Below are 26,515 nucleotides of genomic sequence, written 5' to 3' on the forward strand. Positions count from 1 at the left end.
ATCATCTCCTTTTTAGTATTGTTCTGCGATCATCTGCGCTGTTTTTATAATACTCTCATCATAGAACCGAATTGTGTATGTGCTAATCGCTTATTTTTGCATTTTCTTTAGCTGTCTCATCTGTCATTTTTTTTGCTACAATAACTGCAATTTTTTATTCACTTTTGATCTGTTTTCACTATGACTGATTCTGCGCAAAATATTGCTACGACCTACGATCCTACCGAGATCGAGAAAAAATGGTACCAAACTTGGGAAGAGCGCGGTTACTTCAAGCCGTCTGAAAAAGGCGAATCATTCTGTATCATGATTCCGCCACCAAACGTCACCGGTAGCTTGCACATGGGTCATGGTTTTAACAATGCCATCATGGATGCTCTGACTCGTTTTAACCGTATGTCAGGCAAAAATACCTTATGGCAACCGGGTACGGACCACGCCGGTATTGCAACGCAAATGGTGGTAGAGCGTCAGTTGGGTGCACAAGGTATTAGCCGTCATGACCTGGGCCGTGAAAAGTTCATCGAAAAAGTATGGGAATGGAAAGAACAGTCTGGCGGTAACATTACCCGTCAAATCCGTCGCCTAGGTTCTTCGGTTGACTGGTCTCGTGAACGCTTCACTATGGATGAAGGTCTTTCAAACGCAGTAAAAGAAGTGTTTGTAAAACTTCACGAAGAAGGTTTGATCTACCGTGGTAAACGCCTGGTTAACTGGGATCCAAAATTACAAACTGCCCTTTCTGACCTGGAAGTTGAGTCTGATAAAGAAGAAGCAGGTTCTCTGTGGCACTTCAAATATTTCTTTGAAGATAAATCCCTGCGCACGCACGATGGTAAAGATTACATCGTCGTAGCCACTACTCGTCCTGAAACGTTATTAGGCGATACCGCAGTTGCGGTGGCACTGGATGATGAACGCTATGCAGACTTAGTGGGCAAAAATATCATCCTGCCAATTACCGGTCGTGCGGTTCCTATTGTTAAAGATGAATATGTAGACAAAGAATTCGGTACAGGCTGTGTAAAAATCACCCCTGCGCATGACTTCAATGACTATGAAGTGGGTAAGCGCTGCGAATTGCCAATCATCAACATCTTCAACAAAAATGCTGAAGTTCTTGCTGAATTTGAATACATCGCAAAAGCGGGCGAACAAATTTCTAAAACCATCCCTGCACCTGCAGACTATATTGGTTTAGAGCGTTTTGAAGCACGTAAAAAACTGGTTGAGCAAGCGGAAGCTGAAGGCTGGTTAGACCAAATTCAACCGTATACGCTTAAGCCACCTCGCGGTGACCGTTCAGGCGTGATCGTTGAGCCGCTATTGACAGACCAATGGTATGTGAAAATTGCACCACTGGCGAAACCTGCGATTGAAGCAGTTCAAGACGGTCGTATTAAGTTTGTTCCTGAACAATACAGCAACATGTACATGGCATGGATGAACAACATCCAAGACTGGTGTATCTCTCGTCAATTGTGGTGGGGTCACCGTATCCCTGCTTGGTACGACGCTGAAGGCAATGTTTACGTTGGTCGTGACGAAGCTGAAGTGCGTGCGAAAAACAACATCCCTGCCGATATTGAGTTAAACCAAGACGAAGATGTATTGGATACCTGGTTCTCTTCAGGTCTTTGGACATTCTCAACCTTAGGCTGGACTGGCGATGCCAAGAAAGATGCGGAAAACTATTTCTTAAATACTTTCCACCCGACTGATGTCTTGGTGACTGGCTTTGACATCATCTTCTTCTGGGTAGCCCGCATGATCATGATGACCATGCATTTCATGAAAAATGAAGATGGTACGCCTCAAGTGCCGTTCAAAACGGTGTACGTTCACGGTCTGGTACGTGATGGCGAAGGTCAGAAGATGTCGAAATCTAAGGGTAACGTGCTTGACCCATTAGATTTGATTGACGGTGTAGATCTTGAAACCCTAGTACAAAAACGTACCACAGGTCTGATGAACCCGAAACAGGCTTCGAAGATTGAAAAATCAACCCGTAAAGAATTCCCTGAAGGTATTCAGGCTTACGGTACGGATGCAGTTCGTTTCACATTCTGTGCGCTTGCCAACACCGGTCGTGACATCAAGTTCGATATGAAACGTGTTGAAGGCTACCGTAACTTTGCCAACAAAATCTGGAACGGTACACGTTTCGTAATGATGAACGTGGAAGGTCAAACCGTTGGTCAAACAGCGCGTCCTGATCTTTGGGAATTGCCTGAACAATGGATCGTCAGCCGTCTACAAAAAGCGACTGCTGCGGTACAAACTGCATTTGCGACCTATCGTTTAGACTTGGCTGCACAAGCGATTTACGAGTTCATCTGGAATGAATACTGTGACTGGTATGTTGAATTAACCAAGCCTGTATTAAACGATGAAAACGTATCTGAAGAGCGTAAAGCTGAAGTTCGTCGTGTGTTGCTTGCGGTAATGGAAGCATCTTTACGTCTTGCTCATCCGTTAATGCCTTACCTGACTGAAGAAATCTGGCAAACGCTTGCGCCGAAACTTGGCATCTCTGGCGAAACGATTATGCTGGCGCAGTACCCAACGGCTGACGAAGCGTTGATGAATGACCAGGCTGAAGCAGATATGCAATGGCTGCAAGGTTTGATTGGTGCGGTTCGTAACATCCGTGGCGAGATGGGCTTAGGTAATGCACGTTTGTTGCCTGTTCTTCTGCAAAATACTACTGAAGCTGAAAAAGCACAGATCACTCGTATTGAAGCATTGTTTAAAGCATTGGCGAAAGTTGAAAGCATCACCTTCTTGGCGGATGGCGAGCAACCACCATTATCTTCTTCATCTGTAGTCGGTCACGTGTCTGTATACGTTCCAATGAAGGGCTTAATTGACCCTAAAGCGGAATTGGGGCGTCTACAAAAAGACTTGGACAAGGTTCAAAAGCAACATGATCAGATTGCTAACAAACTTTCGAATGAAGGTTTTGTAGCAAAAGCACCTGCTGCTGTGGTTGAAGGCGAGAAAGTGAAACTTGCTGAGTTTGCTGATCAGCTAGCGAAGATTAAAGCGAATATGGAGCAGATTGCGGCGCTTTAATACTGTAGTTTGATTCAAAAAAATCCCCTCGAATGAGGGGATTTTTTTGAATCATTTTAAAATACTTTGTAAATGGCTAATTAATTTAGAGTTAAGCTCACGAATTTCATTAAGTGTTACCTGTTCATCTTTCCTATTATCATAAATCCACTGAATAAATTCCTCACTATTATCAAAACGATCTTTCAACTCTATGTTTTGATTAAATAAATAAGGTAATACCAATACATCTCCTCTACTATCTTGGTAGTGAAAACGATCAGGCCATTGTATAGTAGCTTTAAAACTTAATTTCCTAAATTCGCCCCAAGCAGGGAAAATTTTCCTACATCCAATTTCATAGAACCCAGAACCTATTTTAAGCTCCAGTACTTTTTTGAAATAATTATCTGAAATTGGCTGAATATCTTCCTTTGAAAAACTATATTTACTCAAAGAAGAGTCAATCAAATCAATTTGATAATAAATGTTTTCTTTAGTTATCAAAAAAAGTACTAAATCTAAAATATCTCTATTAGATTTATTTCTAATAATTTTATATTCTGATAAATCTTCTCTTTGAGCCTCAACCAATGATAATTCAGATATTTCATTTTCTCTTATCTTTTCAACTAAATCCTCTAACTTAAACTCAATCTGATTTATTAATACTTTTAAATTATTTAAATCAGAACGCATTATTTCACCTATTTTCTCGAAATTATAAAGTGCTGTAAAGCAAGCCACAGCATAAGGTTTTTCATCATCCAAAATTTCTTCATATTTTGTTTTTATATAATTTCTAACAGCTATTTTAACCTTACTTTTTGCCTTACCTTTTGCTTCATTTAAAATTTTCTCTCGATTATAGGTCAAAAAATTATCAGCTCTTTCACCATAAAAATCTATAACTGCGCTACAGAAACTTAAATCATTATATAAATTTAATTCTTTAAAAGATTGTCCCCTAAAAAATGTATTAAAATTACCATAATTAAAATCACCAAATCTAATTTTTGAAATTAGAATACCTGTTTCTTTATCATAATAATATGAACCTTGATTATTATTTTTACTTAATAAATTACTACCAATAGGACTTTCCATAAAAAAATTTATAAAACTATTTTTTATACTTAAAACCTCATAATCACGTAAATTTGATCCTGATTTAGTAAAATCATAGCCATTAAGCTTTGTTGAGATTTCAGTCTCTCCAAAAGGTAAAGAAATTCTTTGTGGAAAATCTTTTATTTTCATATCAATAATAAAACGTGTTCCATAATCAGACAGTATATTTTGATTAACTTTTTTTATAATAACACTACCTTTATTTTTATTAAACTTTATCTTTAGAGTTTCTTTATTGACTATAGATTTTGTAATTATTGAAAATTTATCAGCTAATAAATAAGCACTTTGTAAACCAATCCCAAACATACCTGAAGGTCTAAACCATTCCGGCATATCTTTAATAATTTCCAATTTTTTCTTATTCTTTCTTGACCCCCCAACCTCAAGCATAAATTTTAAAGTGTCAAAATCAATACCAATACCATGATCAGTCACCTCTAAAGTCCATATATCATCTTTTTTATGTTCAAAATTTATTTCAATAGGATATTTTGCATATAAATTTTGAATTGATGATTCTAATGGGCTTTGCGCTTCATTAACAATTTTGGAATCTTCTAACCAAATTCTTTGTAGGGTTGCATCTACACCATTTTGCAAAATTTCGCGAATACTATCTACTTTGGATGTATACAATCCTGTACTACGAAGGATATCTAACACAGCATCCTGATTAATCTTGAAGTTAGGTTTTTTCCCTTTTTCTAAAATTAAGTATGGCTCTTCTATATCAACTTTTGGTGTAGTTAGTGTAGGTAGTCTACCTAACTCTTTACTCGGTACAATTTCATTCCATCTTTGGGTTTGATTATGGTATTCCTGTTGCAACCATACAAACCAATCATGTGTTACCTCATAAGCATCAGGATTAGGACATACTGAATCAACTTCAATTCTTTCTGAATCTAAACGTAAATGCCTAATCGATTGGTGTTTTTCATTGTGTATATGACTTAAATGTGGCATATGACTCCCACACATATTCATCATTACAGGACAAAATCTATTATCATCTACATCTAATAAATCACCCATTCTAATTAAACAAGCTACATATCTCGGGTGACAATCTTCCGAAGCCATTCCTGCTTCTGCATGAGGCAATTTCATTACATCATCAAAACTGTCGCCATGCGCACGACAAATATTAGCTACAACACGAAATAATCTATTAGGTAGTAATTCATTACGCGGAGAATCTAAACCTATTTCTTGTAATGGATTTTGAACAATTTTGGCAGAGTTTTCTGGATGCTTTCTACGATACCACTCTGCAAGTAACTGAATATAACTATGAAAAAAAGAATGAGCTTTAGCTTGTTTTGGTAATATAGCCTTTTCTTTTAACCATCTTTTTGCAAAGGAATGTAATTCACTCTCTTTATCTTCTTTTAAACTTATTACAAAATCTTCAAACTCTTGAGAATTCATATCCTCAATTTGTTTTTGTGTAATCACCATTCCAATATCATGATTATAAGCTGACTCTAGAATTAACCATGTATCTGTCGCACTTAAAAACTTTATCTTATCCCCTAATATTCTTTCGATATTTACAATAATTTGTTTCGAATGTGAGGCATCGTGACGGCTATAATGAGGAAAAATTGTATTTATGTTTTGTAATGCTTTACTGATAAGCTCTTGATCAAACCTCCATTGGGATTCAAGAAGTTTCAAATGGGGATGGCGATTGCATGCTACTTCAAAATGTTTTTCTAAGCTATAGAATTGATCATTTTCAATCGTGATATTTGAATATGTTCCCATTTAACCCTCACAAATAGATATAATATTTTTATCAATATTATCATGAATTTAAAAAAACTTTTTTTGCGCAAAATTTTTTCTTATCTATGAAAACTATAAAACCCCATTCTCCATCAACATCTCGAACCCTTTCAACTTCTTCATATACTTCAAGCGTTCCTTTTCCCCTTTCACCTGCTTTTTCAGCGCTGAAGTATCTGCATCCACCTGCTTATATAAATCGGTAATTTTGACCTTGCCTGTAAGGGCTTTTTTATTCCAGCTCAACGATTGAATCATTTCTTCTATTTGATCATCCAATTTCTGGCTTTGTGCATTTAAAGCCAATTTATAGAACTTTACTTGTTCCGCACTTAAACCTTTATGTGTTGCACCTCGGTTTTGCTCAATCTGGATTTGCAGTTTCAGCAAATAAAATAAATCCTGCGCTGCATAGGCCTCATTGGCCCGTTGCAGCATTTCAGTCTTTTCTACTTTTTTAGCTTCATCCGGCTCACGGTCCGGGTGAATAGTCGCCGCAATTTTTAAGTACACGGTTTTCAAAGACTGCTCGGCCAGCTTTGCAGCTTGCTCCAGTTTTTCCTGTTGACGTTTTAATTTGGCTTGCTCGCGTGCCTGACTGTACTGCTCAGTATCCCATTCTTCAAAATCTTCAGATTCAGATTGATCCAAAACATTCTCATCAGCAAAGAACAACTCTATATTCTCTGCGCTTTGCTTTTTATTTTTTCTGGCTTGGCTATGTTCAATATGCTGTTGATAGTAATTATAAATGTCATCGACTATATGAACTTGTTGCCCTGATAAAGATGATGAATCTTTTAAGTAAGCTGCAAGAGACTGGATTTTGATATCCAGCTGTATCAGCGCTGCCTTGGAAAATTCTGCTACCTGCAAATGCGTCCATAGCTGTTCCAGTTGCTGAAACAGCACTGCATATAGCTCATGATAGACCGGCATCAAAGTTTGACGGGTATATTGCCGAATCTGTTCCTGCGCCTGCTGCCACTGCTTCAGCTCAAGCTGCTGCTGTTCAATTTTTTCAATCAGACGGTTGAACTTTCTCTGCTGTGGTGAAAGCTCAATATCAGGCTGAACAGTGGTTTTTAAATCGAAAGACATAAGGCAGAAAAATGCAAAAGAAAAATTATACCTGATTTATGCAAAAATATTTTTTGGCTCATTTCGGTAAAATCTAAGCCCTGCAAAACACTTGTCAGGCACGCCTTAGCACTATACGGCTTTAAATCAGGTAAAGTTTTGAATTAACTACGTAACTAAAATAATTTCAGTTCTTTACCGAACTATAAAGGCAGGTTTAGATTAAGTCAGGCATATTATAAAAAAATGATTAATAAACAGAGATAAGGAACTGCACACATGGATTGGGCCAGTATTTTCATTCACGACACCAACTGGGAATTTGCCGCTGAAATTGTGGTGCGCTGCGTGTGTATGTTTATCATGATTATTCTGTTTTTACGTCTGACCGGGAAACGTGGCATCCGGCAGCTTTCGGTGTTTGAACTGGCCATTATTTTATCGCTCGGCTCTATTGCAGGCGACCCAATGTTTACCGAAGACCTGCCCTTAATTCAGGCACTGCTGATCATGAGCGTAATCATCATGATGTACCGCCTGACCACCTGGCTGATGATGAAATACCAACCCTTTGAAGATTTACTGGAAGGCAAGTCGCTGTACATTGTAGAAGATGGTGTATTGGTGCTGGAGAAAATCAAGCGCGGAAAAATGTCACACGATGAATTCTTTGCCGAAATGCGCCAGCAAGGCATTGAACATCTGGGTCAGGTGCGTGCCGGGCTGCTCGAAAGCGATGGTAAATTTAGTATCCTGCTTTTTCACCCTGAAGATATCCGTTATGGATTACCACTGTTTCACAAGCAATATCAGCAAGTTACCCAGATAGAACCCAACACTTATTATGCCTGCATGTACTGTGGCCATGTCGATCATCCTGACCAGCCCGAGCAGTCCTGCCCACGCTGTGGCTGTTGCCGCTGGGCCAAGGCCATAAAGGAACAGATGCTCAGATAAGCTGGCAGTAGCTCAACTGGTTTTTGGCTTTAATTCAAGTTTATCGGCTAAAAGCTGAGTCGACGCAGTAATAATCATATTTTAAATGGCATAGTTCCTGCAGCAGTTAGCATTGCATCTGATGCAGTCTTGTTTCAAAAACTGATTGTTTGATAATCATTTATCGGTAACAAAATGGTAAAAAAACTTGCTTGAGCAAGCATTGAAAACTCGCTTAAGATGAAATCTGATCTATTTATGTACAGCACAGAAAATACCTTTGACATAACAAAACTGATGGCCTTGGCTGATGATAATGAAATAAAAATGGAGTTTTATACATGACACATAAACGCAGTATCACCTCCCTACTTTGTGCAAGTGCTCTTATGCTTGGGCTAAGTGCTTGTAGTGACAATAAGGCTCCCGCATCGGGTGAAAAAACCGCTGGAACTGGGGATGCCAGCGCATCCGGTACGCTGGATAAAATTAAAAAATCTGGCACCATTGTTCTGGGCTATCGTGACTCCTCTATTCCCTTTTCTTATATTGCCGACAATCCCAATCAACCGGTCGGTTATGCACATGATTTACAGCTAAAAGTTGTAGAGGCTGTGAAGAAAAAGCTGAATATGCCGGATTTAAAAATCCGTTATAACCTGGTGACCAGCCAAAACCGGATTCCACTGGTATCAAACGGTACAGTCGATCTGGAATGTGGTTCAACCACCAACAACAAGGAACGTCAGCAACAGGTCGATTTCTCGGTTGGTTTCTTTGAAGTCGGCTCTCGTCTGCTCACAGCCAAAGATTCTGGAGTGAAAGATTTTGCAGACCTGAAAGGTAAAAAACTGGTCACTACGGCGGGGACGACATCGGAACGTTATATCCGTCAGCATCAGCAAGAATTAGGAATTGGAGAAATCATTTCGGCCAAAGACCATGCCGAATCTTTTCTGATGCTGCAAAACGGTCGCGCTGCGGCCTTTATGATGGATGACATCCTGCTGGCCGGAGAAAAATCCAAAGCCGCCGATCCGAATAAATGGGAAATTGTCGGAACTGCGCCAATTCATGAAATTTATGGCTGCATGCTGCGTAAAGGTGATACTGGCTTTAAACAGGTAGTTGATGATGCCATTAAAGCCACTTACAGTTCTGGTGAAATCAATAAAATGTACGAAAAATGGTTCCAGCAGCCAATTCCACCAAAAAATATTAACCTGAACTTCCAGATGTCTGATCAGTTGAAAGCTTTAATCAGCAATCCACATGATCGTGACCAATAAACATTAGAACAACAACTTAATATGTCAGGTAGAAAAAGGACTTTTTTGCCTGACCCGACTCAGGAGTTACTATGAATTATAGTTGGAACTGGGGAGTTTTATTTCAGCCCACTGGAGTGGGCGACACCACCTATCTGAACTGGATTGTGACCGGTCTGGGCTGGTTGCTGGTGATTGCCGTAGTGGCCTGGAGCATTGCCATGGTGTTAGGCAGAATACTGGGCATCATGCGCACCTTACCCAGCAAAACCGCACGGGGCATTGGCACGGCGTATGTGACCATCTTTCGTAATGTCCCCTTATTAATTCAATTGTTTATCTGGTTCTATGTGGTTCCCAACTTTTTACCTACGCCCATCAAATTATGGTGGATGAATGATCTGGGCGCCAATACTACGGCACTCATTTCCGCCAGTGTCGGTTTGGGGCTATTTACCGCAGCACGGGTCTGTGAACAGGTGCGTACCGGGATTGAAGCCTTGCCGGTCGGTCAGGTCAATGCCGGTTATGCCATGGGCTTTAGCACTGCTCAGCTATACCATTATGTGATTTTACCGCAATCGTTCCGGATGATTTTACCGCCACTGAGTTCCGAGCTAACCAACTGTGTCAAAAATACCTCAGTTGCATCACTGGTGGGTGTGGCAGAAATTATTTCCCAGATGAAAACCATCAGTGAATATACTCAGAACACTATCGAAATTTACACCTTTGTGACCATCATCTTTATTGTGATTAACTTCTGTTTAATTCAGGCAATGAATATGCTGGAAAAACGCTTACGTGTTCCCGGTCTTATTGCAGGAGATAAATAATGGAATGGCTCACTGCATTTTTAAATGACTTACAACTCTCCGCTCCAGCCTTGTGGCATGGCATGAGCATTACCTTAAAAGTGGTCATCAGTGCGACCATCGGCGGTATTTTAATTGGTACCCTGCTGGCCTTAATGCGCTTATCGTCATTTAAAGTACTGAATTTATTTGCGCAAGGCTATGTCAATCTGTTCCGTTCTATCCCCTTACTACTGGTACTGATGTGGTTCTATTTTGCCGTACCGTTTATTTATACGGCTGTGACGGGCAATTACCTGACCATTGATACCGCCTTGGTGTCCAGTATCGTGGCCTTTATGCTGTTTGAAGCGGCTTACTTTTCGGAAATTGTCCGAGCCGGCATCCAGTCCATTCCCAAGGGCCAAACTGCTGCCGCCTATGCACTCGGCATGAGTTACAGCCAGTCGATGCGACTGATTATTCTGCCGCAGGCGTTCCGTAAAATGACCCCGCTGCTGTTACAACAGACCATTATCTTGTTTCAGGATTCCACCATGGTTTATGCCATTGGTTTGCTGGACTTTTTCCGGACTAACTATGTCCGCGGCGACCTGATGTCGCTACTGACCCAATATATTTTATTTGCAGGTTTGGTGTACTTCACTGTGAGTATGATCGCGACCTATGCCGTTAAAAAATTACAAAGGAAGTTAACTGTATGACTGATGGTAAAGTGATGATTGATCTGCAAAATGTCAGTAAATGGTACAAAGATTTTCAGGTACTGACTGACTGCACCACCCAGATTCACCAAGGAGAAGTGGTGGTGGTCTGTGGACCTTCTGGTTCCGGTAAATCGACCCTGATTAAAACTGTGAATGGTCTGGAACCCTTTCAGCAAGGCAATATTATTGTGGATGGTATTTCCATCAAGGACCCCAAAACTGACCTGACCAAACTGCGCAGCCGTGTGGGTATGGTGTTTCAGCATTTTGAACTGTTCCCGCATTTAAGCATTACCGAAAATTTGACCATTGCCCAAATTAAAGTATTGGGCCGTTCTGAAGCTGAAGCCAAGAAAAAAGGCCTGGCCTATTTGGAGCGGGTCGGACTCAGTGCTCACGCCAACAAGTTCCCGGCACAACTGTCTGGTGGTCAGCAGCAACGTGTGGCCATTGCCCGTGCCTTAAGCATGGACCCGATTGCGATGCTGTTTGATGAACCCACTTCGGCACTCGATCCGGAAATGATCAATGAAGTGCTGGACGTGATGGTCGAACTCGCCAAAGAAGGCATGACCATGATGTGTGTGACCCATGAAATGGGCTTCGCCCGCCAGGTGGCCAACCGGGTGATTTTTATGGATCAGGGAAAAATTGTGGAAGACTGCAGCAAAGATGAATTCTTTAACACCCAACGAGGTGAGCGCGCGCAGCAGTTCCTAAATAAAATTTTGCACTAAAAGAGTGAGTACTTTAACCAAGTCCAGAGTTTTTGGCTTGGTTTTTTGTGCTCAATTTCTAAAACTGAACCAAATTAGAATCTCTTTAAATATATTTTTCTTTTTTTCTTTATGCTGAGCAAGAAACCCGTTTACATTTTTATCGGGCTAAACTTGCTACTATTCAGTGCTATAAAAAATATATAAAACCAACTTCTTTAAAAAAGTTAAATTTTATTCAATTTTCATATATTTATTTATAATTTAAATTAAACAATATTGCACCATAATAACGCAAATCATTCATACTTCAGCAAGTGATTGCTTTATATCGAGTCTTGTGGTCTTTTTCTCAGCCTTAATCAAAATTTCCCCATTTCGACCATCTTCACGAAAATAATCTCATGGTTATACTGATCTTCTTTTTGTGATTTTAAGCACTAAAATGGAGCCATAAAATGCAAAATACAGATTTACTCTTTCTCCTTCTTGGTGCAGTTTTAGTTTTAGCCATGCATGCAGGTTTTGCATTCCTGGAACTGGGCACAGTACGACATAAAAATCAGGTCAATGCCCTAAGTAAAATTTTGACAGATTTCTCCATTTCTGCAATCGCCTACTTTTTTGTCGGCTACTATATTGCTTATGGACAACACTTTTTTCATATCGGTACAACCTTAGCCACAGATCATGGCTACAACCTGATGCGCTGCTTCTTTCTGCTGACCTTTGCTGCCGCCATTCCTGCCATTATTTCTGGAGGTATTGCAGAACGGGCCAAAATGCGTTCTCAAGCAATTGCCACATTATTATTGGTGGCACTGGTTTACCCTTTCTTTGAAGGTATTGCCTGGAACGGCAATTTAGGATTACAAGGCTGGTTAGCAAAAACTTTTGGTGCAGCTTTCCATGATTTTGCCGGTTCAGTCGTGGTGCATGCTATGGGTGGCTGGATTGCACTCGCAGCGGTCATTTTACTGGGCGCACGTCATGGCCGTTATAAAAAAGATGGTCGTGTCAGTGCACATCCCCCTTCTTCCATTCCATTTCTGGCACTTGGTTCATGGATTCTAATTGTCGGCTGGTTTGGTTTTAACGTGATGAGTGCACAACGTCTGGATGCCATTTCTGGACTGGTTGCCATTAACTCACTGATGGCCATGGTTGGTGGTACCATTGCAGCCAACTTCATCGGCAAAAATGACCCGGGCTTCCTGCACAACGGTCCTTTGGCTGGTCTGGTTGCCATCTGTGCAGGTTCGGATGTGGTTCACCCCGTAGGTGCATTAATCATTGGCATGGTGGCTGGGGTCATTTTTGTCAAACTGTTCACTTATACCCAAAACAAACTTAAAGTGGATGATGTACTCGGTGTTTGGCCATTACACGGCGTATGCGGCAGCTTTGGCGGTTTAGCCGTAGGAATTTTCGGACAGCAATGGCTCGGCGGTTTGGGCGGTGTTTCAATCCTCTCTCAACTCATTGGTACTTTACTGGCCATCTCGATTGCACTGGCTGGCGGCTTTTTCGTTTACGGCATACTTAAACTGATTATGGGCATTCGTTTATCGCAGGAAGATGAATTCCGTGGTGCCGATTTGTCTATTCATAAAATTTCAGCCAATTCGGAAGAAACCATTTTTTAAAGCTGATGCTTTAAACTGACTATCTAAACGACATTTCAATTTTCAGAGCGACTCAAAAGAGTCGCTTTTTATTTCTTAGATTTAACTGTCTTAAACAGTTTTTCCTTATTGAATAGACTTCTTTCATAAATCATTTTCAATGACTACAAATTGTTCGTAATGCAAAGTTAAAATAGATTTTAGTAGGTATTTGATTCATGAATGTGGCATGGATGCCACAACGTTTCTCATCACGACAAGGATGTCGTGTATGGGAAACAAAAGGTTTTTGGCTACTTTTGACCTTTCAAAAGTAGAGACATTGCCTACGCAGAGGTATCAAAATGAAATCACTTAAATATGAGGCCGTGGTGATTTAGAAAATCTAATTTTAAATATCATCAACATCATAAAAACTGCTTAATTTCAGCCAGAGATTGAATGCTATTTATGGGCTGAGGTTGTTTAGTTTCATGAAATCCCTGTAGCCATAGCGCCTGCATACCTGCATCCATTGCCCCTTGTACATCATTGACGGGATGATCACCGACAAAAAGGCAATGTTCTGGTGCAACGCCCAATCTCTGGCTGGTATAGAGAAAAATTTCCGGATTCGGTTTACTGATGCCGACCAGTTCAGAACTGACAATTTCATCAAAATAATGACTAAAACCCAAACCCTGTAAAATGGTGAGTCGGGTCGCATGTCCACCATTTGAAATGACCGCCAGCTGATAACCGTCCTGTTTTAACTCGGTTAAGAGCTGACTGGCACCCTGCATGGCCACTGCGGATAAGCCAAATTGTTGAAACCAGAATTGGGTAAGTTCATCCAAATGTGGCATGCTTTTCCAGGTTAATTCCTGCTGCAAGGCATAAGCTACAGATGCAGCAATGCTGGGATGGGTAAGCAATTCTTTTTTCGGGTAGCCACCATTATCAATGCGACGGATAATCGCCTGAATTTTCCCAATTGCATCATGCGGTAACTGACGTTGATAGACTTGTACCAGATATTGACTATACGCCAGAATACTTTGATCACGATGGGTTAAGGTATTATCCAGGTCGAATAGAACAGCACGAATCTTCATTTGAATACCTATAGCAATCTTGCCGTTAATGTAGCATTAAAGCTTTATCCGGTTATGCTCTTTCCTGGATATGCTTATCAGCATTTAACACAACATCATACTTAACACGATACTTTTACGACGATTTTCCCCACCGATTCAAGCTCGCTTAAGTCTGGATTAAGTTTTTATTGCTGTAATCGCAGCACTAAAATCAATTGATCTTTACTATGCACGATAAGCAACGCTTCATGCTCTATCAGGGCTGTTTTCTCATTATCAGTTTTTGCCTGCTTTTAGTTTGTTTCCCGATTGGGGGGGCACTTGATCTGGCGCTGATTCATCCCTGGGTCAGTGAATCCGGGAAATTCCTGTTACGTGACAATTGGTATTTAGCTGAACTGAACCATCGCTATGTCAAAAATCTGATTATTGCGGTATATGCCGGCTTTTTTTTGATCTGGCTGGCATCGTTCAAGTTTGAAAAAGTTAAAGCTTTACGCTGGACCTATGGTTATTTCTTTGGGTTGGTCCTCCTTTCCACCTCGATTATTGGCTTGTTGAAATCACAGTCTGCCCATGCCTGCCCCTGGAATATCACCATTCCGACCCATCAAGGTTTTTTCTGGGATTTTTCTGCCACCAAAGGACACTGTTTCCCGGGGGGACATGCATCTACCGGCTTTGCACTGATGGCTGGTTTTTTTGTATTCAGACTTTCCAATAAAAAGCGTGCCTACTTTTTTCTGGTCTCGGGGCTTATTTTAGGTTTCGCGATGGGCTGGGCGCAAATGATGCGCGGAGCACATTTTCTCAGTCATAATTTATGGACCGCATGGATTATCTGGCTCGTCAACGTGAGTTTTTATCTACTCAATCATAAAAGATTTGCACCAAGCCAAAGCATGGATAAAGCAGCAGAGACAGTTTAACTGCTCACACCTATCTGCTAGAACCCATCATCTAAGAGAAGTGATCGGCTAGAGTGGCAATTGCACATTGACCTGCAAGCCACCTAAGCTGGCACTCTTGGAAAAAGAAATCTTGCCGCCGAGCCTTTCTGTGGCTTTATCTACAATAGATAGTCCCAAACCACTGCCTATTTCCAGATGATGATGGATACGATAAAAGCGCTTAAGAATTTTTTCATACAGTTCGGGGGAAATTCCAGGTCCACTATCTTCGACCTGAATCATGGCAAAACCTGCCTGTTCAAATACAGACACATTAATCACTCCCTGATTGGGCGTGTATTTAATCGCGTTATCAATCAGGTTATAAATAATGGAATGTACTGCTGATTCCTGACAATACAGCAGCACATCTTCCTGACGCTCCATACCCAAGTCAATTTCTTTCTGCATGGCCAGATGAACGAGCTGTTCTACACAGTTCACCGCGACCTGATTCAGTAAAAACTGCTGTTTGGTTTCGACCTCCAGAATTGAAGCATCCTGTTTTGCCAGACTGAGCAATTGGCTGACCAAATGCTGAATCCGGATTAATCCTTTACTTAAATTCTGTAGCTCCTGAGCATCGGGAAACTGTTTTAACAGAATCTGCATCTGTAAATTCAATGCAGTGATAGGCGTGCGAAGCTCATGTGCTGCATCGGCAATAAACTGCCGCTGCTCCTGCTGTGCAGAGGAAATCCGCTCAAACAAATGATTCATTTCGGTAATGGTCGGCACAATTTCAAGCGGATAATTATTTGATTGAATGGCACTTAATTCCTCCGAATCACGCTGTGCCAATTCCGCTTTAAAATCATCCAAAGGCTGCAGGCTGCGGCTAATAATCCAGCTCAGTCCCCAAATCACAAAAGGCATAAACAGTAAATAAGGAATAAACATACTGCCGGCAAGTTCCAAGGCTAGATGTTGCCGTGTCGATTGTTGCTGGCTCACCTGAATCTGATAATGTTCTAAAGGCAGGATGTAAGTATGCCAAACCCCTTGTGCGGTTTTATGGGTATAAAATCCTGCTTTTTTCACAGGATGAACCAATAAATTCATGGCATGGCTTTTATGTTTTTCATTTGCATAAGACCAGACATCGACAAACAGGTCTTCTTCGTGATAATGCCTGGCTTGATCAAACTTGCTTTGCACCGGTTCAGGATCATGCTGCGCGACGCGTTCTGCCAGATTCTGCATCTGGGCATCTAACACTTCATTAATTTCTTGCAGGGCAATACGGTAAGCAGAAAAAATCAGCAAGCAGCCCAAGGCAATACTAAAAACAGAAACATAAATAATCAGGCGTTTTTTTAATGAATACTGTGACTGCACCAGTGGCTGACCTTCTAGCTGATTTTATCGTTGTCTGAATTTATAATTGTCCCAGTCGATAACCTAAACCACGAATGGTGCAAATAAAATCTTTGCCGAGTTTGGCGCGTAAGTGATGCACATACACTTCAATGGTATTGCTGCTTACTTCGCTATCCAGATCATACAATTTATCTTCTAAATTGGCTTTAGAAAATATCTTGTTGGGATGACTCACCAAGGGAATCAAAATCGCCCATTCACGATTGGACAGGTCAATATATTGCCCCTTAAACTTGGCAATATGCTGTTCAACATCCAGCGTGAGTTCGCCATAACTTAAAATTTGCGGGCTGTCCTGAAGCGCAGATTCTACCCCGCTACGACGTAATAGAGCATGGATGCGTGCCAACAGTTCATCAAATTCATAGGGTTTGACCAGATAGTCATCTGCCCCACTGTTCAATCCATCCACCCGGTTTTGCAGTTGATCCCGTGCTGAAATAATCAGCACAGGTAAAGCCGGCCACTGCTGGCGAATCTGTTTCAATACCTGCATCCCGTCCATCATCGGCAAGCCTAGATCGAGTAGGACGATATCAAACTTTTCCTGTATGAGTTTCTTTAAACCGTCAATGCCATTATTGACCCATTCCACATCAAATTGCTGATATTTCAGCAAAGTGATGCTAGATTCAGCAATCATGAAATCATCTTCAATGATCAATATTTTAGCCATATTTTAAACTCATACTTTCTGTTTTGACTGACAGTTCTGCAACATATTGTTTTTTTCATCAATGGTTTGGGTTTTGACATCCAGCAAACTTAACAGACTTGGGAACAGATTATCCTGACTTAATTGTTTGCTTTTTTGCTGGGCTAAGCAAGTGATTTGCGCAGAATTTTGTGCAGTCCATTCAGGAGAAAACCACATCAACATTGGAACATGGGTTTGTTGGCTAGGTGCAATCGCATAAGGTGAGCCATGTAAATATAAACCATGTTCTCCTGTCGATTCACCATGATCAGACAGATACCAGAATCCGCTTTGATAAGTGCTGTTGCCTTTTAACACCTGAATGAGTGAACTTAAAACATGGTCAGTATATACAATTGAATTATCATAACTATTCAACAGTTCTGTACGGCTGCAACCTTGAATTGCATTGCTATCGCAACTTGGTTTAAAAGGCTGGAAGGGTGCTTTGGAACGCTGATAATAAGCAGGTCCGTGACTACCCATCTGATGTAATACAATTAAACGTGGAGTCTTGTCGGTTTCAGGAATTGTAGCCAGATAAGTTTTTAAGCTATCCACCAAAATTTCATCATAGCAGTCGCCATTTTTGGCACACCATTTATCTTTGAGCTGTTGCGGAATCTGATACTGTTCAACCCGGTTACAGGCACCTTTACAACCCGAGTTATTATCCATCCAGGTCACTTTATAACCTGCACGCTGTGCAATATCGAGTAATCCTTCACGGTGACTGGCCAGCTGTTCGTCATAATCTTTTCGAGGCATGCCGGAGAACATGCAAGGTACGGATACAGCGGTTGCAGTACCACATGAACTCACCTGACTAAAATTGATAATGTCCAGTTTAGAGAGTTCAGGATTGGTATTTTTGGCATAGCCATTCAATGAAAAACTTTCTGCACGGGCTGTTTCACCTACTACCAACACCATAAGCTTAGGTTTAGCCTGCTTATTGACTGGCTGAAGCAAATGAGCATCTTCACCATAACGAACTAAAGGTAAATTCTGCTTAGGTGCAGATTTACGGTAATACGATAAGGTCGATGCGATGGCATTTTGTGGAGAAATCATGCCTTTCAAATCACGATGTTCCCGGAAAATCGCAGCATAATCTACATAAAAGGTAAACAGCAAGGCGCCAACCAATAACAATGAAGCGATACTGCTTAACATTTTTTTGCCAAGTTTAGGTAAAAATGCTTCAGGCTTGATCCGAACGAGCGCCACAAGAATGAGTGGGAAAATGACAAATACCAGCGTCCAAAGCCCAAAGCGTAAGGACATCAATCCGCGGACTTCACGGGCATCGGTTTGCATCATATTCTGAACTTGTTCAGGTGAAATCACCACGCCCAAACTATTGACAAAATAGGCTGTAAAGCCCCCAATCACTAAAAAAATTGAAGCCAGTATTTTTGCATTCCAGCGCCATTGCAGCAGCTGAAAAATCAGGTTATAGGCCGCCACGATCACCAATACGGTCGCGATTAAAAATAAATAGGCTTTGCTGCCCTGATAAGGGGTCAAACTTTGTATTTTTTGAAAAAAGGCAAAATTCAGTACCAAGCCCAACCATATTGCCAGCAATAAATTAAACAGGCTTAACGAAATGGGCTTTATTTTATCGCGTATAGGACTGATGATATTTGACATGACTGTTGGTTAATCTTTCTACTGTTGTCTTAATGTAGAATACCAAACTTAAAATTCACTTAATATAAGAAACAGTAATAAAAAAGGCGATGTAAAACATCGCCTTTTAGAAAAAACAATGGACAGATTAGAACTTATATTCTAATCCTGTACCGACTACAGGTTGTTTAGTTTCATTCGAACCTTGTTCAAGAGTCAGATAACCAGCATAACCATAAGCTTTCACCTGTTTATTAAATGCATAATCTGCACCGACAAAAATTTGTTGCGCATCAAAGTCTGATTTTGCTGATTTAAAGCTGGTGGTATTTTGGCTATATTGTGCTTTTACCGTCCAGGCCTTCGCAGTTGGAAGATTATATTCTGCGCCCAACAACCAGCCTTGTGAATCGTCGATATCTGCTGCTGGTAGTTCATTTCCGGCTGCATCTTCTACTTCAGAAGTCTGATAAAGTGCTTTTAATGCCAAACCACCATCGATGTTTACACGACCAATGGCACGTAGTGTATTTGCTGAGGCAAACGCACTGCCTGCAGCACCAGCAGTTACTTCGGGAGCAGATGCATTGACAAAACCACGTCCTGCAAAATTACTTGGAATCGCTTTATCATAAGCAATACCCGCCACAACCACCGGGCTGTCATAGACTACAGATGCAGACCATGCATCGCCTAAACCACGACCAGCAGTTTTAGATGAGCCATTACCTTTTGCAATGCCTGAATCTTCACCAGAGGCCAACAACGCATTCACTTTAATGGCACCTGTAGGCAATTTAATTGCTGGAGATTCATAAATGACTGCATTCGATATACGGGCTTCGCCAGTGAAAATACCGTTTACATCTGCTTTGTTAGCAACGTAGTTGTTAAATGTATCAACTGGACTTGAGAGTTGCTTCAATGGCGTGTCATGTGCACCCACTTTTAAAGTACCGAGCTGAGCATCTTTTAAACCGACAAAACGGTTACGCGTAGTCCAGTCTGTACTATCTCCATCTGCGCTGAGCCCCCATTCAATCGCATAAACTGCATTTAGACGATCGTTCAGTTTTTCTTCACCCTTTAAACCAATGAAAGAGCTATTAGAACTGACTTCTACTACATCTTTATCTGAAGTATTGGCATTGTCTTCTGGCAAGTAATCGATACTTGCATCAATTTCCCCATAAAGAGTTGGCGCTGCAAAAGTTGGTGCTGCCAGTAGGCTTAATGCAATCGCTGCTGCTAATTTAGTTTTCATCTATAAATACCCCTAAGTTATTCTGTAACAGATGTTACAATTCAGAAATATTTAAAAAAATGATTTAATTTTTATTTAGTTATCTTATTTAATCCTTAGATATTAAATGTATATTGAATTGAATTAAAAAGCTTTTAGGGTTTAGAGCAAACTGTTTTTCCATCTCAGAATCGGGACAATACAGAGCAATGCCAACACGGTAATCAAGCTTAAATAACTCGCATAACCCAAGAAATCACCTAAAATCCCACTTAGGCTATACAGCCCTCCGCTCACGGTTGCCATCAACGCCACCTGGAAAGTGAAATCTGTTCCTGCTAAATGTTTGCGGCTGTATTGCATGACAAGAGTCAGCATCACCACCAACAGCATGGCAGAAATCATGTCTTCAGCGGCATTGATCAGATAAATGATCCAGACATCAATAGAGCGTTGTGCCTCATATTGAACAGCTAGCCATGCATAGGCAGCCAAAGTGAAAATTTTCAAAATAGAAAAACCGAGTAAAGCATGCTCACGGGACACATACTTCAGGCTGAACCCTGCAAGCCCTGCACCGATGAGTGCAGCCACAGCGCCAAGCATGGTCACATAAATGCCAATTTGGGAAAATGTCAGTCCTAAATCCACCATTAAGGGTTTCAGCAAAGGTCCAGCTAAACCATCGGCAATTTTAAAGGTGATGAGCACCGCTAACCATGCAACAAGATTTTGCTCTCGATAAAAATAAGCCAGATAATCTTTTATTTTTTGCCAGCGAAATGTTCCTGCTTCGGTACTGGACGGCATATGCTTTAATTGTTGCGGTTCTCTCAGCCATAAAATCGGTAAAGTATTCAACAACACCAGTCCCGCCAAGATTAAAAATGTGCTTTGCCAATCCAGCCAGTCCAGTGCCCATAAAATAGCCCCTCCACCGACAATAAAGCCTAGTCGTGAGCCAATGACCTGAAAGGTATTACCCCAATGTTGCTGCTGACTGTTCAGCATATTGACCGCCAGACCATCGGTGGCAATATCCTGGGTTGCACCGACCAGATTCATGCTCAGTAAAGCCACAAAAAAAGCCAGCAAGTATTCAGACTGGTTTAAAGCCTGAATCGGCAGAAAAGATAAGCCAGTCAATACCACCACACTCAATAACTGGGTCGGAACAATCCAGCTACGGTAATGTCCAAATGCTGAATGGCCAAAACGGTCAACCCATGGTGCCCAAAAAATTTTGATTGACCAGGGCAACATCAATAAGCCAAAACCGCCAATCTGTGCCAGCGATACCCCTTGGGCACGTAAAATAACGGGTAAGGCATGGGTCATAAAACCAACCGGTAAACCTTGGGCCCAATATAAAGAGAACAACAAGAGATAGATGTTACGTGTACTCGGCATAGTGGGCCCTTAGGGTCAAAACCGGATTGACTATTTTAATCAGGCAAGCTGAATGACAGTTGATATTTTGCCAATGAATCTTATTTTACAAAAGCTTAACATGTTTAAAAGCCGATAAATTTACCCGGGAGTGCAATCAAACACCATGACTCAACACTTTCCGACCTTGCCCGATCAGGTGCCTGCCCGTAGTGGTCACTTAAGCCGAAATATTTTCAAAAAATTATTTCTTGCTCAAGGCTGGAGTTTTGAGGGTGATTTTCCCAACCTACCGAAAGCGGTCGCCATTATTTCTCCACATACCTCGAATATCGATGCCTGGCACGGTTTTGCCGCACTGCTTGGACTGGGCATCAAGATCACGGTTTTTGGCAAACACACCTTATTTAACACACCGCTGAAACCCATACTTGAATGGATTGGGGTGATTCCGGTCAATCGCAGTATCCAACAGGGTACAACTCAGCAAATTATCGACTTTATTAATACGCAACAGCAGATCTGGGTCGGTATGGCACCGGAAGGAACACGCAAACAGGCTGAATCGTTTAGAAGTGGTTTTTACCGCATTGCCGTGGGTGCCCATATCCCGATTGTGATGTTTTCACTGGATTATAAAAACAAGGCGATACACTGTCTGGGCGTGTTTCAGCCAACGGGAAATTACGCGCAGGATGTAGAACAGATTTTGGATCACTATACCGGCAAATTTTCAGCCAAAAATCCGGACTGGTTAGCCAAACCGTTACAAAATCGTATAAAAAACAGCTAGTCAAAATAGCAATTATCTGCTGTCATGTGCGCAAATTTTCATCTCATTGGTATACAAATTCAACCATGAAGCTTGTGCAATATTCTTTCATTGCTCTACTAGGGCTTGGACTGATTGGCTGTGACAAAACCACCAAAAAACCACCGCAAACCACAACCATCAAGGCCCGTGAACCTGTCATTGCCATTGCGCTCGGTGGTGGTGGAGCTAAAGGATTTGCCCATATTGGGGTGCTGAAAGTTTTAGAATCGCATGGCATTAAACCGAAAATCGTCACCGGGACCAGTGCGGGAAGTTTTGTCGGCAGTATTTATGCCAGTGGTAAAACGCCCTATCAACTACAACAAATTGCACTGACTTTAAAAGAATCGGATATCCGTGATTTAACCCTGAACAGTCAAGGTGTGGTGCAAGGTCAAAAATTGCAGAATTATGTCAACCAGCATATTGCCAACAAACCGATTGAGCAATTCCCGATTCGCTTTGCGGCTGTTGCGACCCGTCTGGACACCGGCACTAAAGCTGAATTTATTAAAGGCAATGCCGGTCAGGCGGTGCGTGCTTCCTGCAGTATCCCCAATGTCTTTGTTCCCGCTACCATCGGTGGGAAACAGTATGTCGATGGGGGGCTGGTCAGCCCGATTCCGGTGAAAACAGCGAAAGCGATGGGTGCAGATATTGTTATTGCCGTCGACATTTCTGCACGACCGAGTGGCAATCAACCGATGAATATGTGGGGCCTACTGGACCAGACCATCAATATTATGGGTCAACAAAGCATTCATGAAGAACTGAATCAGGCGAATGTGATCATTCAGCCTAAAGTAGGACATTTAGGCACGCTAGATTTAAAAGCCAGCAATGCATCCATTCTGGAAGGCGAAAAAGCGACCCAGCTGAAAATCATTGCCATTAAAAAGGCAATCAGCGACTTTAAAAAATCATCCGCAGCCTTTAAACCCGCGCCAAAATCCAGAATCTAAAAAATATGCTTTTTTAATATTCAAAGACTTATTCATCTGCTAAATTGATATGGAGGCCTCATGGTCTCTCTTTATTTTGACAATACACGAGTAGATGTATGGAATTTGCATTCGAACCTTGGCATTGGTTTGTACTCGGGGTATTACTGATGCTTTCTGAATTGGTAATCCCCGCTTTTGCTGCACTATGGTTTGGCATCGCAGCCATCATGGTCGGTGTTTTATTCTGGATGTTCCCAATGATGGGCTTCACCACCCAGATTGTCACCTGGATTATTTTGTCCGTGCTATGCACCTTGCTGTGGTTCAAATTTATCAAACCACTTTCTATTGATAAAACCAAAGCCGGATTATCTCGTGAAGCGACTATTGGTCAGGTGGGCATGGTCATTCAGACTCATATGCAGCATGACCTGATTACGGTGCGTTTTCCCATGCCGGTTTTGGGGGCAGATGAGTGGAACTGTCGGACTCTGTCTCCGGTAGAAGTGGGTGATCGGGTTCGCGTGGTCGATATTCTCGGCAATGATCTGGTGGTTAAACCACACCATCCCAATAACGAAAATATATAAGTGAGGAAATAACATGTCTGGTGGAACAATTATTGTTTTAGCACTGCTGGTTTTTGCCGGCGTGACTATTTTTAAAGGGGTGCGCATTGTCCCGCAGGGTTATAAATGGATCGTGCAACGTCTGGGTAAATACCATACCACTTTGGGACCGGGACTCAGTTTTGTCATTCCGTATATTGATGAAGTGGCTTATAAAGTCACCACCAAAGATATCGTGCTAGATATTCCTTCACAGGAAGTCATTACCCGTGACAATGCGGTGCTGCTGATGAATGCAGTAGCGTACATTAATATCACTACCCCAGAAAAAGCAGTTTACGGCATTGAAAACTATACTTGGGCCATTCAGAACCTAGTGCAAACTTCACTGCGTTCAATTGTCGGTGAAATGGATCTGGATGATGCGCTATCCTCACGTGATCACATTAAAGCCAAACTGAAAGCCGCCATTTCCGATGATATTTCCGATTGGGGCATTACCCTGAAAACCGTGGAAATTCAGGATATCCAACCTTCAGCCACTATGCAGGCGGCCATGGAAGCTCAAGCGGCTGCCGAGCGTCAGCGTCGTGCTACCGTGACCAAGGCAGATGGTGAAAAACAGGCAGCAATTTTGGAAGCCGATGGCCGCCTGGAAGCTTCACGCCGTGATGCAGAAGCGCAAGTGGTGTTGGCTGAGTCTTCGCAACGTGCCATTGAAATGGTGAGTTCAGCCGTAGGAGATAAGGAAATTCCGGTGGCTTATTTGCTTGGTGAACAGTATGTCAAAGCCATGCAGGACATGTCGAAATCCAATAATGCCAAAACTGTGGTGTTACCTGCAGACATCCTGAACACCATCCGTGGCGTAATGGGACGCAATCAGTAAGCTACTCTTTTATATTAAAAAATAGACAGCAAAAGCTGTCTATTTTTATTTCAGCCAAGAAAAACTCAGCAATTTTTTTTAATCTATGGTTAAATTTCGCGTTATTTTTTTGAAATGATTTGTGCTTGTTCTTTAAAAGCCTGTGTTTCGATCTACTGTCCACCGTGTAACTGGATACCGTATGAACTCCCTGAATCCGACCTTAATTACCTTTCTTTTTTATATTGTCGCCATGATCGCGATTGGCCTTCTAGCTTATCGCGCCACAGCCAATTTTTCTGATTACATTCTCGGAGGTCGTCGTTTAGGTAGTTTCGTGACGGCGCTCTCTGCCGGTGCTTCAGATATGAGTGGCTGGCTGCTGATGGGCTTGCCGGGTGCAATTTATCTTTCAGGTTTATCTGAAATGTGGATTGCAATTGGCCTGATTATTGGTGCATGGCTCAACTGGCTGCTGGTTGCTGGACGTTTACGTGTACACACCGAAGTACAGCACAATGCCCTGACCTTGCCAGACTATTTTTCCAACCGCTTTAATGACCAGAAGAAAATTTTACGTGTGGCATCGGCTTTCATTATTCTGATTTTCTTTGCCATTTATTGTGCTTCCGGCATGGTGGCTGGTGCGCGCCTGTTTGAAAATATGTTTGACCTGTCCTATAGCACGGCACTATGGATCAGTGCCATTGCCACCATCAGTTATGTATTTATCGGTGGCTTCCTCGCGGTCAGCTGGACCGACACCATTCAAGCGTCATTGATGATTTTTGCTCTGTTACTCACCCCTATTGTGACCATTCTGAGCTTCTCGGACCTGTCTCAAATGACCCTGGCACTTGAAGCTGCACGTCCACAAGCGATGGATATCATGGGTGATCTAAGCTTTGTGGAGATTATGTCCTTACTTGCCTGGGGCTTAGGCTACTTTGGTCAACCACATATTCTGGTGCGTTTTATGGCAGCAGATTCGGTGAAATCCATTCCCAATGCACGCCGTATCGGTATGACCTGGATGACGTTATGTCTAGGTGGTGCGGTGGCAGCAGGCTTCTTTGGGATTGCCTACTTCCAGCAGCATCCGGAACTGGCTGGTGCTGTGACGGCTAATCCTGAAACTGTATTTATGGAACTGACCAAGATTCTGTTTAATCCGTGGATTGCAGGTATTGTACTGGCTGCCATTTTAGCCGCGGTGATGAGTACCCTGAGTTGTCAGTTACTGGTCTGCTCCAGTACCTTGACCGAAGACTTTTACAAATCCTTCTTGCATAAAAATGCCACACAAAAAGAACTGGTTTGGGTGGGACGTCTGATGGTGTTACTGATCGCCCTGCTTGCCATCTGGATGGCTGGAAACCCTGAATCCAAGGTTTTAGGTTTGGTGGCTTATGCCTGGGCAGGTTTTGGTGCAGCCTTTGGTCCACTGATTATTCTGTCTTTGTTCTGGCGTCGTATGACTTTAAATGGCGCACTTGCAGGTATGCTGGTCGGAGCGGTGGTGGTCATTCTATGGAAAAACCTGTTGGGCAATACCGGTGTTTATGAAATTATTCCCGGCTTCATTGCTTCAATCATTGCCATTGTCGTGGTCAGCCTGCTGGGTAAAGCCCCTTCTGCTGAAGTCACCACCCGTTTCGATGAAGGTGACCGCCTGTATAAAGCATCTAAATAATTTTTACAGTCTAAGCCTATAAAAAAGAGGACTTAATAGTCACTACTGTCCCATAGTTTGCTTTAAATAAAAAAACCTGAGTCTAAATAGTTAAAATATGAGTGCAAACAAACACTTTAACTATAAAGGAC

The 26,515-nt window shown here is 41.8% G+C and carries 21 protein-coding genes; 13 read left to right on the forward strand and 8 right to left on the reverse strand.

The window, feature by feature from the left end; genetic code table 11:
• The first annotated feature begins 180 nt into the window (after window positions 1–180).
• Window positions 181–3,075, forward strand: a complete 2,895-nt coding sequence (locus GTU69_RS10880; protein WP_166170445.1) for a valine--tRNA ligase — start codon at window positions 181–183, stop codon at window positions 3,073–3,075.
• Between the two features lie 51 nt (window positions 3,076–3,126).
• On the opposite strand, the gene GTU69_RS10885 is transcribed toward GTU69_RS10880, so the two are convergent.
• On the reverse strand, window positions 3,127–5,958 hold the full coding sequence (locus GTU69_RS10885; RefSeq protein ID WP_166170447.1) for an ATP-binding protein: 2,832 nt from the start codon (window positions 5,956–5,958) through the stop codon (window positions 3,127–3,129).
• A 93-nt stretch (window positions 5,959–6,051) separates the two neighbouring features.
• Window positions 6,052–7,080: a molecular chaperone DnaJ gene (locus tag GTU69_RS10890; protein ID WP_166170449.1), complete on the reverse strand. Its 1,029-nt coding sequence runs from the start codon at window positions 7,078–7,080 to the stop codon at window positions 6,052–6,054.
• Window positions 7,081–7,338: 258 nt separating this feature from the next.
• Between GTU69_RS10890 and GTU69_RS10895 the strand changes: the two genes are divergently transcribed.
• The 6 genes from GTU69_RS10895 to GTU69_RS10920 all read left to right on the forward strand — a co-directional run bounded on the left by GTU69_RS10895 (window position 7,339) and on the right by GTU69_RS10920 (window position 13,147).
• On the forward strand, window positions 7,339–8,016 hold the full coding sequence (locus tag GTU69_RS10895) for a YetF domain-containing protein (protein WP_166170451.1): 678 nt from the start codon (window positions 7,339–7,341) through the stop codon (window positions 8,014–8,016).
• A 320-nt stretch (window positions 8,017–8,336) separates the two neighbouring features.
• Entirely contained in the window at window positions 8,337–9,284 is a 948-nt protein-coding gene (locus tag GTU69_RS10900) for a transporter substrate-binding domain-containing protein (protein WP_166170453.1), read from the forward strand.
• Window positions 9,285–9,355: 71 nt separating this feature from the next.
• Window positions 9,356–10,099, forward strand: a complete 744-nt coding sequence (locus GTU69_RS10905; protein ID WP_166170455.1) for an amino acid ABC transporter permease — start codon at window positions 9,356–9,358, stop codon at window positions 10,097–10,099.
• The gene (locus tag GTU69_RS10910; protein ID WP_086196882.1) at window positions 10,099–10,782 is read left to right on the forward strand and encodes an ABC transporter permease subunit; all 684 of its coding nucleotides are present in this window, start codon (window positions 10,099–10,101) and stop codon (window positions 10,780–10,782) included. Before GTU69_RS10905 ends, GTU69_RS10910 begins: the two co-directional genes overlap by 1 nt.
• A 14-nt stretch (window positions 10,783–10,796) precedes the next feature.
• Window positions 10,797–11,522 carry an amino acid ABC transporter ATP-binding protein gene (locus GTU69_RS10915; RefSeq protein WP_171263231.1) on the forward strand — a complete coding sequence of 242 codons (726 nt, stop codon included), beginning with the start codon at window positions 10,797–10,799 and terminating at the stop codon, window positions 11,520–11,522.
• A 437-nt stretch (window positions 11,523–11,959) separates the two neighbouring features.
• Entirely contained in the window at window positions 11,960–13,147 is a 1,188-nt protein-coding gene (locus tag GTU69_RS10920) for an ammonium transporter (RefSeq protein ID WP_166170457.1), read from the forward strand.
• 386 nt (window positions 13,148–13,533) lie between these two features.
• On the opposite strand, the gene GTU69_RS10925 is transcribed toward GTU69_RS10920, so the two are convergent.
• A complete protein-coding gene (locus tag GTU69_RS10925) occupies window positions 13,534–14,220 on the reverse strand; it encodes an HAD family hydrolase (protein ID WP_166170459.1) in 687 nt (228 codons plus the stop codon).
• A gap of 209 nt (window positions 14,221–14,429) precedes the next feature.
• On the opposite strand from GTU69_RS10925, the gene GTU69_RS10930 reads away from it, so the two are divergent.
• Complete coding sequence (locus GTU69_RS10930; protein ID WP_166170461.1) at window positions 14,430–15,131, forward strand: phosphatase PAP2 family protein; 702 nt, start codon at window positions 14,430–14,432, stop codon at window positions 15,129–15,131.
• Between the two features lie 48 nt (window positions 15,132–15,179).
• Here the strand turns inward: GTU69_RS10930 and GTU69_RS10935 are convergent, their stop codons facing one another.
• The 5 genes from GTU69_RS10935 to GTU69_RS10955 all read right to left on the reverse strand — a co-directional run bounded on the left by GTU69_RS10935 (window position 15,180) and on the right by GTU69_RS10955 (window position 21,517).
• Window positions 15,180–16,490, reverse strand: coding sequence for an ATP-binding protein (locus GTU69_RS10935; RefSeq protein WP_166170463.1), 1,311 nt, complete (start codon window positions 16,488–16,490; stop codon window positions 15,180–15,182).
• A 40-nt stretch (window positions 16,491–16,530) separates the two neighbouring features.
• Window positions 16,531–17,208 carry a response regulator transcription factor gene (locus tag GTU69_RS10940; RefSeq protein WP_166170465.1) on the reverse strand — a complete coding sequence of 226 codons (678 nt, stop codon included), beginning with the start codon at window positions 17,206–17,208 and terminating at the stop codon, window positions 16,531–16,533.
• Between the two features lie 9 nt (window positions 17,209–17,217).
• Complete coding sequence (locus GTU69_RS10945; protein ID WP_166170467.1) at window positions 17,218–18,885, reverse strand: phosphoethanolamine--lipid A transferase; 1,668 nt, start codon at window positions 18,883–18,885, stop codon at window positions 17,218–17,220.
• Window positions 18,886–19,012: 127 nt separating this feature from the next.
• A complete protein-coding gene (locus GTU69_RS10950) occupies window positions 19,013–20,128 on the reverse strand; it encodes a porin (RefSeq protein WP_166170469.1) in 1,116 nt (371 codons plus the stop codon).
• A 141-nt stretch (window positions 20,129–20,269) separates the two neighbouring features.
• A complete protein-coding gene (locus tag GTU69_RS10955; RefSeq protein ID WP_166170471.1) occupies window positions 20,270–21,517 on the reverse strand; it encodes an MFS transporter in 1,248 nt (415 codons plus the stop codon).
• A gap of 145 nt (window positions 21,518–21,662) precedes the next feature.
• Between GTU69_RS10955 and GTU69_RS10960 the strand changes: the two genes are divergently transcribed.
• From GTU69_RS10960 to putP, 5 genes are all read left to right on the forward strand, one after another.
• The gene (locus tag GTU69_RS10960) at window positions 21,663–22,289 is read left to right on the forward strand and encodes a 1-acyl-sn-glycerol-3-phosphate acyltransferase (RefSeq protein WP_166170473.1); all 627 of its coding nucleotides are present in this window, start codon (window positions 21,663–21,665) and stop codon (window positions 22,287–22,289) included.
• A 65-nt stretch (window positions 22,290–22,354) separates the two neighbouring features.
• Window positions 22,355–23,272, forward strand: a complete 918-nt coding sequence (locus GTU69_RS10965; protein ID WP_166170475.1) for a patatin-like phospholipase family protein — start codon at window positions 22,355–22,357, stop codon at window positions 23,270–23,272.
• 98 nt (window positions 23,273–23,370) lie between these two features.
• Window positions 23,371–23,844 carry an NfeD family protein gene (locus GTU69_RS10970; protein WP_166170477.1) on the forward strand — a complete coding sequence of 158 codons (474 nt, stop codon included), beginning with the start codon at window positions 23,371–23,373 and terminating at the stop codon, window positions 23,842–23,844.
• A 13-nt stretch (window positions 23,845–23,857) separates the two neighbouring features.
• The gene (locus GTU69_RS10975; RefSeq protein WP_166170479.1) at window positions 23,858–24,712 is read left to right on the forward strand and encodes an SPFH domain-containing protein; all 855 of its coding nucleotides are present in this window, start codon (window positions 23,858–23,860) and stop codon (window positions 24,710–24,712) included.
• A 181-nt stretch (window positions 24,713–24,893) separates the two neighbouring features.
• Window positions 24,894–26,384, forward strand: coding sequence for a sodium/proline symporter PutP (gene putP, locus GTU69_RS10980; RefSeq protein ID WP_166170481.1), 1,491 nt, complete (start codon window positions 24,894–24,896; stop codon window positions 26,382–26,384).
• Window positions 26,385–26,515: the final 131 nt, after the last annotated feature.

The organism is Acinetobacter sp. SA01 (genome assembly GCF_011319235.1).
In the GTDB taxonomy this organism is placed as follows: Bacteria; Pseudomonadota; Gammaproteobacteria; order Pseudomonadales; family Moraxellaceae; genus Acinetobacter.

Bases quoted from the DNA above. Each gene is read 5' to 3' on its own strand.
- GTU69_RS10880 (WP_166170445.1), top strand. From the start codon at position 181: ATGACTGATTCTGCGCAAAATATTGCTACGACCTACGATCCTACCGAG.
- GTU69_RS10885 (WP_166170447.1), bottom strand. From the start codon at position 5,958: ATGGGAACATATTCAAATATCACGATTGAAAATGATCAATTCTATAGC.
- GTU69_RS10890 (WP_166170449.1), bottom strand. From the start codon at position 7,080: ATGTCTTTCGATTTAAAAACCACTGTTCAGCCTGATATTGAGCTTTCA.
- GTU69_RS10895 (WP_166170451.1), top strand. From the start codon at position 7,339: ATGGATTGGGCCAGTATTTTCATTCACGACACCAACTGGGAATTTGCC.
- GTU69_RS10900 (WP_166170453.1), top strand. From the start codon at position 8,337: ATGACACATAAACGCAGTATCACCTCCCTACTTTGTGCAAGTGCTCTT.
- GTU69_RS10905 (WP_166170455.1), top strand. From the start codon at position 9,356: ATGAATTATAGTTGGAACTGGGGAGTTTTATTTCAGCCCACTGGAGTG.
- GTU69_RS10910 (WP_086196882.1), top strand. From the start codon at position 10,099: ATGGAATGGCTCACTGCATTTTTAAATGACTTACAACTCTCCGCTCCA.
- GTU69_RS10915 (WP_171263231.1), top strand. From the start codon at position 10,797: ATGATTGATCTGCAAAATGTCAGTAAATGGTACAAAGATTTTCAGGTA.
- GTU69_RS10920 (WP_166170457.1), top strand. From the start codon at position 11,960: ATGCAAAATACAGATTTACTCTTTCTCCTTCTTGGTGCAGTTTTAGTT.
- GTU69_RS10925 (WP_166170459.1), bottom strand. From the start codon at position 14,220: ATGAAGATTCGTGCTGTTCTATTCGACCTGGATAATACCTTAACCCAT.
- GTU69_RS10930 (WP_166170461.1), top strand. From the start codon at position 14,430: ATGCACGATAAGCAACGCTTCATGCTCTATCAGGGCTGTTTTCTCATT.
- GTU69_RS10940 (WP_166170465.1), bottom strand. From the start codon at position 17,208: ATGGCTAAAATATTGATCATTGAAGATGATTTCATGATTGCTGAATCT.
- GTU69_RS10945 (WP_166170467.1), bottom strand. From the start codon at position 18,885: ATGTCAAATATCATCAGTCCTATACGCGATAAAATAAAGCCCATTTCG.
- GTU69_RS10950 (WP_166170469.1), bottom strand. From the start codon at position 20,128: ATGAAAACTAAATTAGCAGCAGCGATTGCATTAAGCCTACTGGCAGCA.
- GTU69_RS10955 (WP_166170471.1), bottom strand. From the start codon at position 21,517: ATGCCGAGTACACGTAACATCTATCTCTTGTTGTTCTCTTTATATTGG.
- GTU69_RS10960 (WP_166170473.1), top strand. From the start codon at position 21,663: ATGACTCAACACTTTCCGACCTTGCCCGATCAGGTGCCTGCCCGTAGT.
- GTU69_RS10965 (WP_166170475.1), top strand. From the start codon at position 22,355: ATGAAGCTTGTGCAATATTCTTTCATTGCTCTACTAGGGCTTGGACTG.
- GTU69_RS10970 (WP_166170477.1), top strand. From the start codon at position 23,371: ATGGAATTTGCATTCGAACCTTGGCATTGGTTTGTACTCGGGGTATTA.
- GTU69_RS10975 (WP_166170479.1), top strand. From the start codon at position 23,858: ATGTCTGGTGGAACAATTATTGTTTTAGCACTGCTGGTTTTTGCCGGC.
- putP (WP_166170481.1), top strand. From the start codon at position 24,894: ATGAACTCCCTGAATCCGACCTTAATTACCTTTCTTTTTTATATTGTC.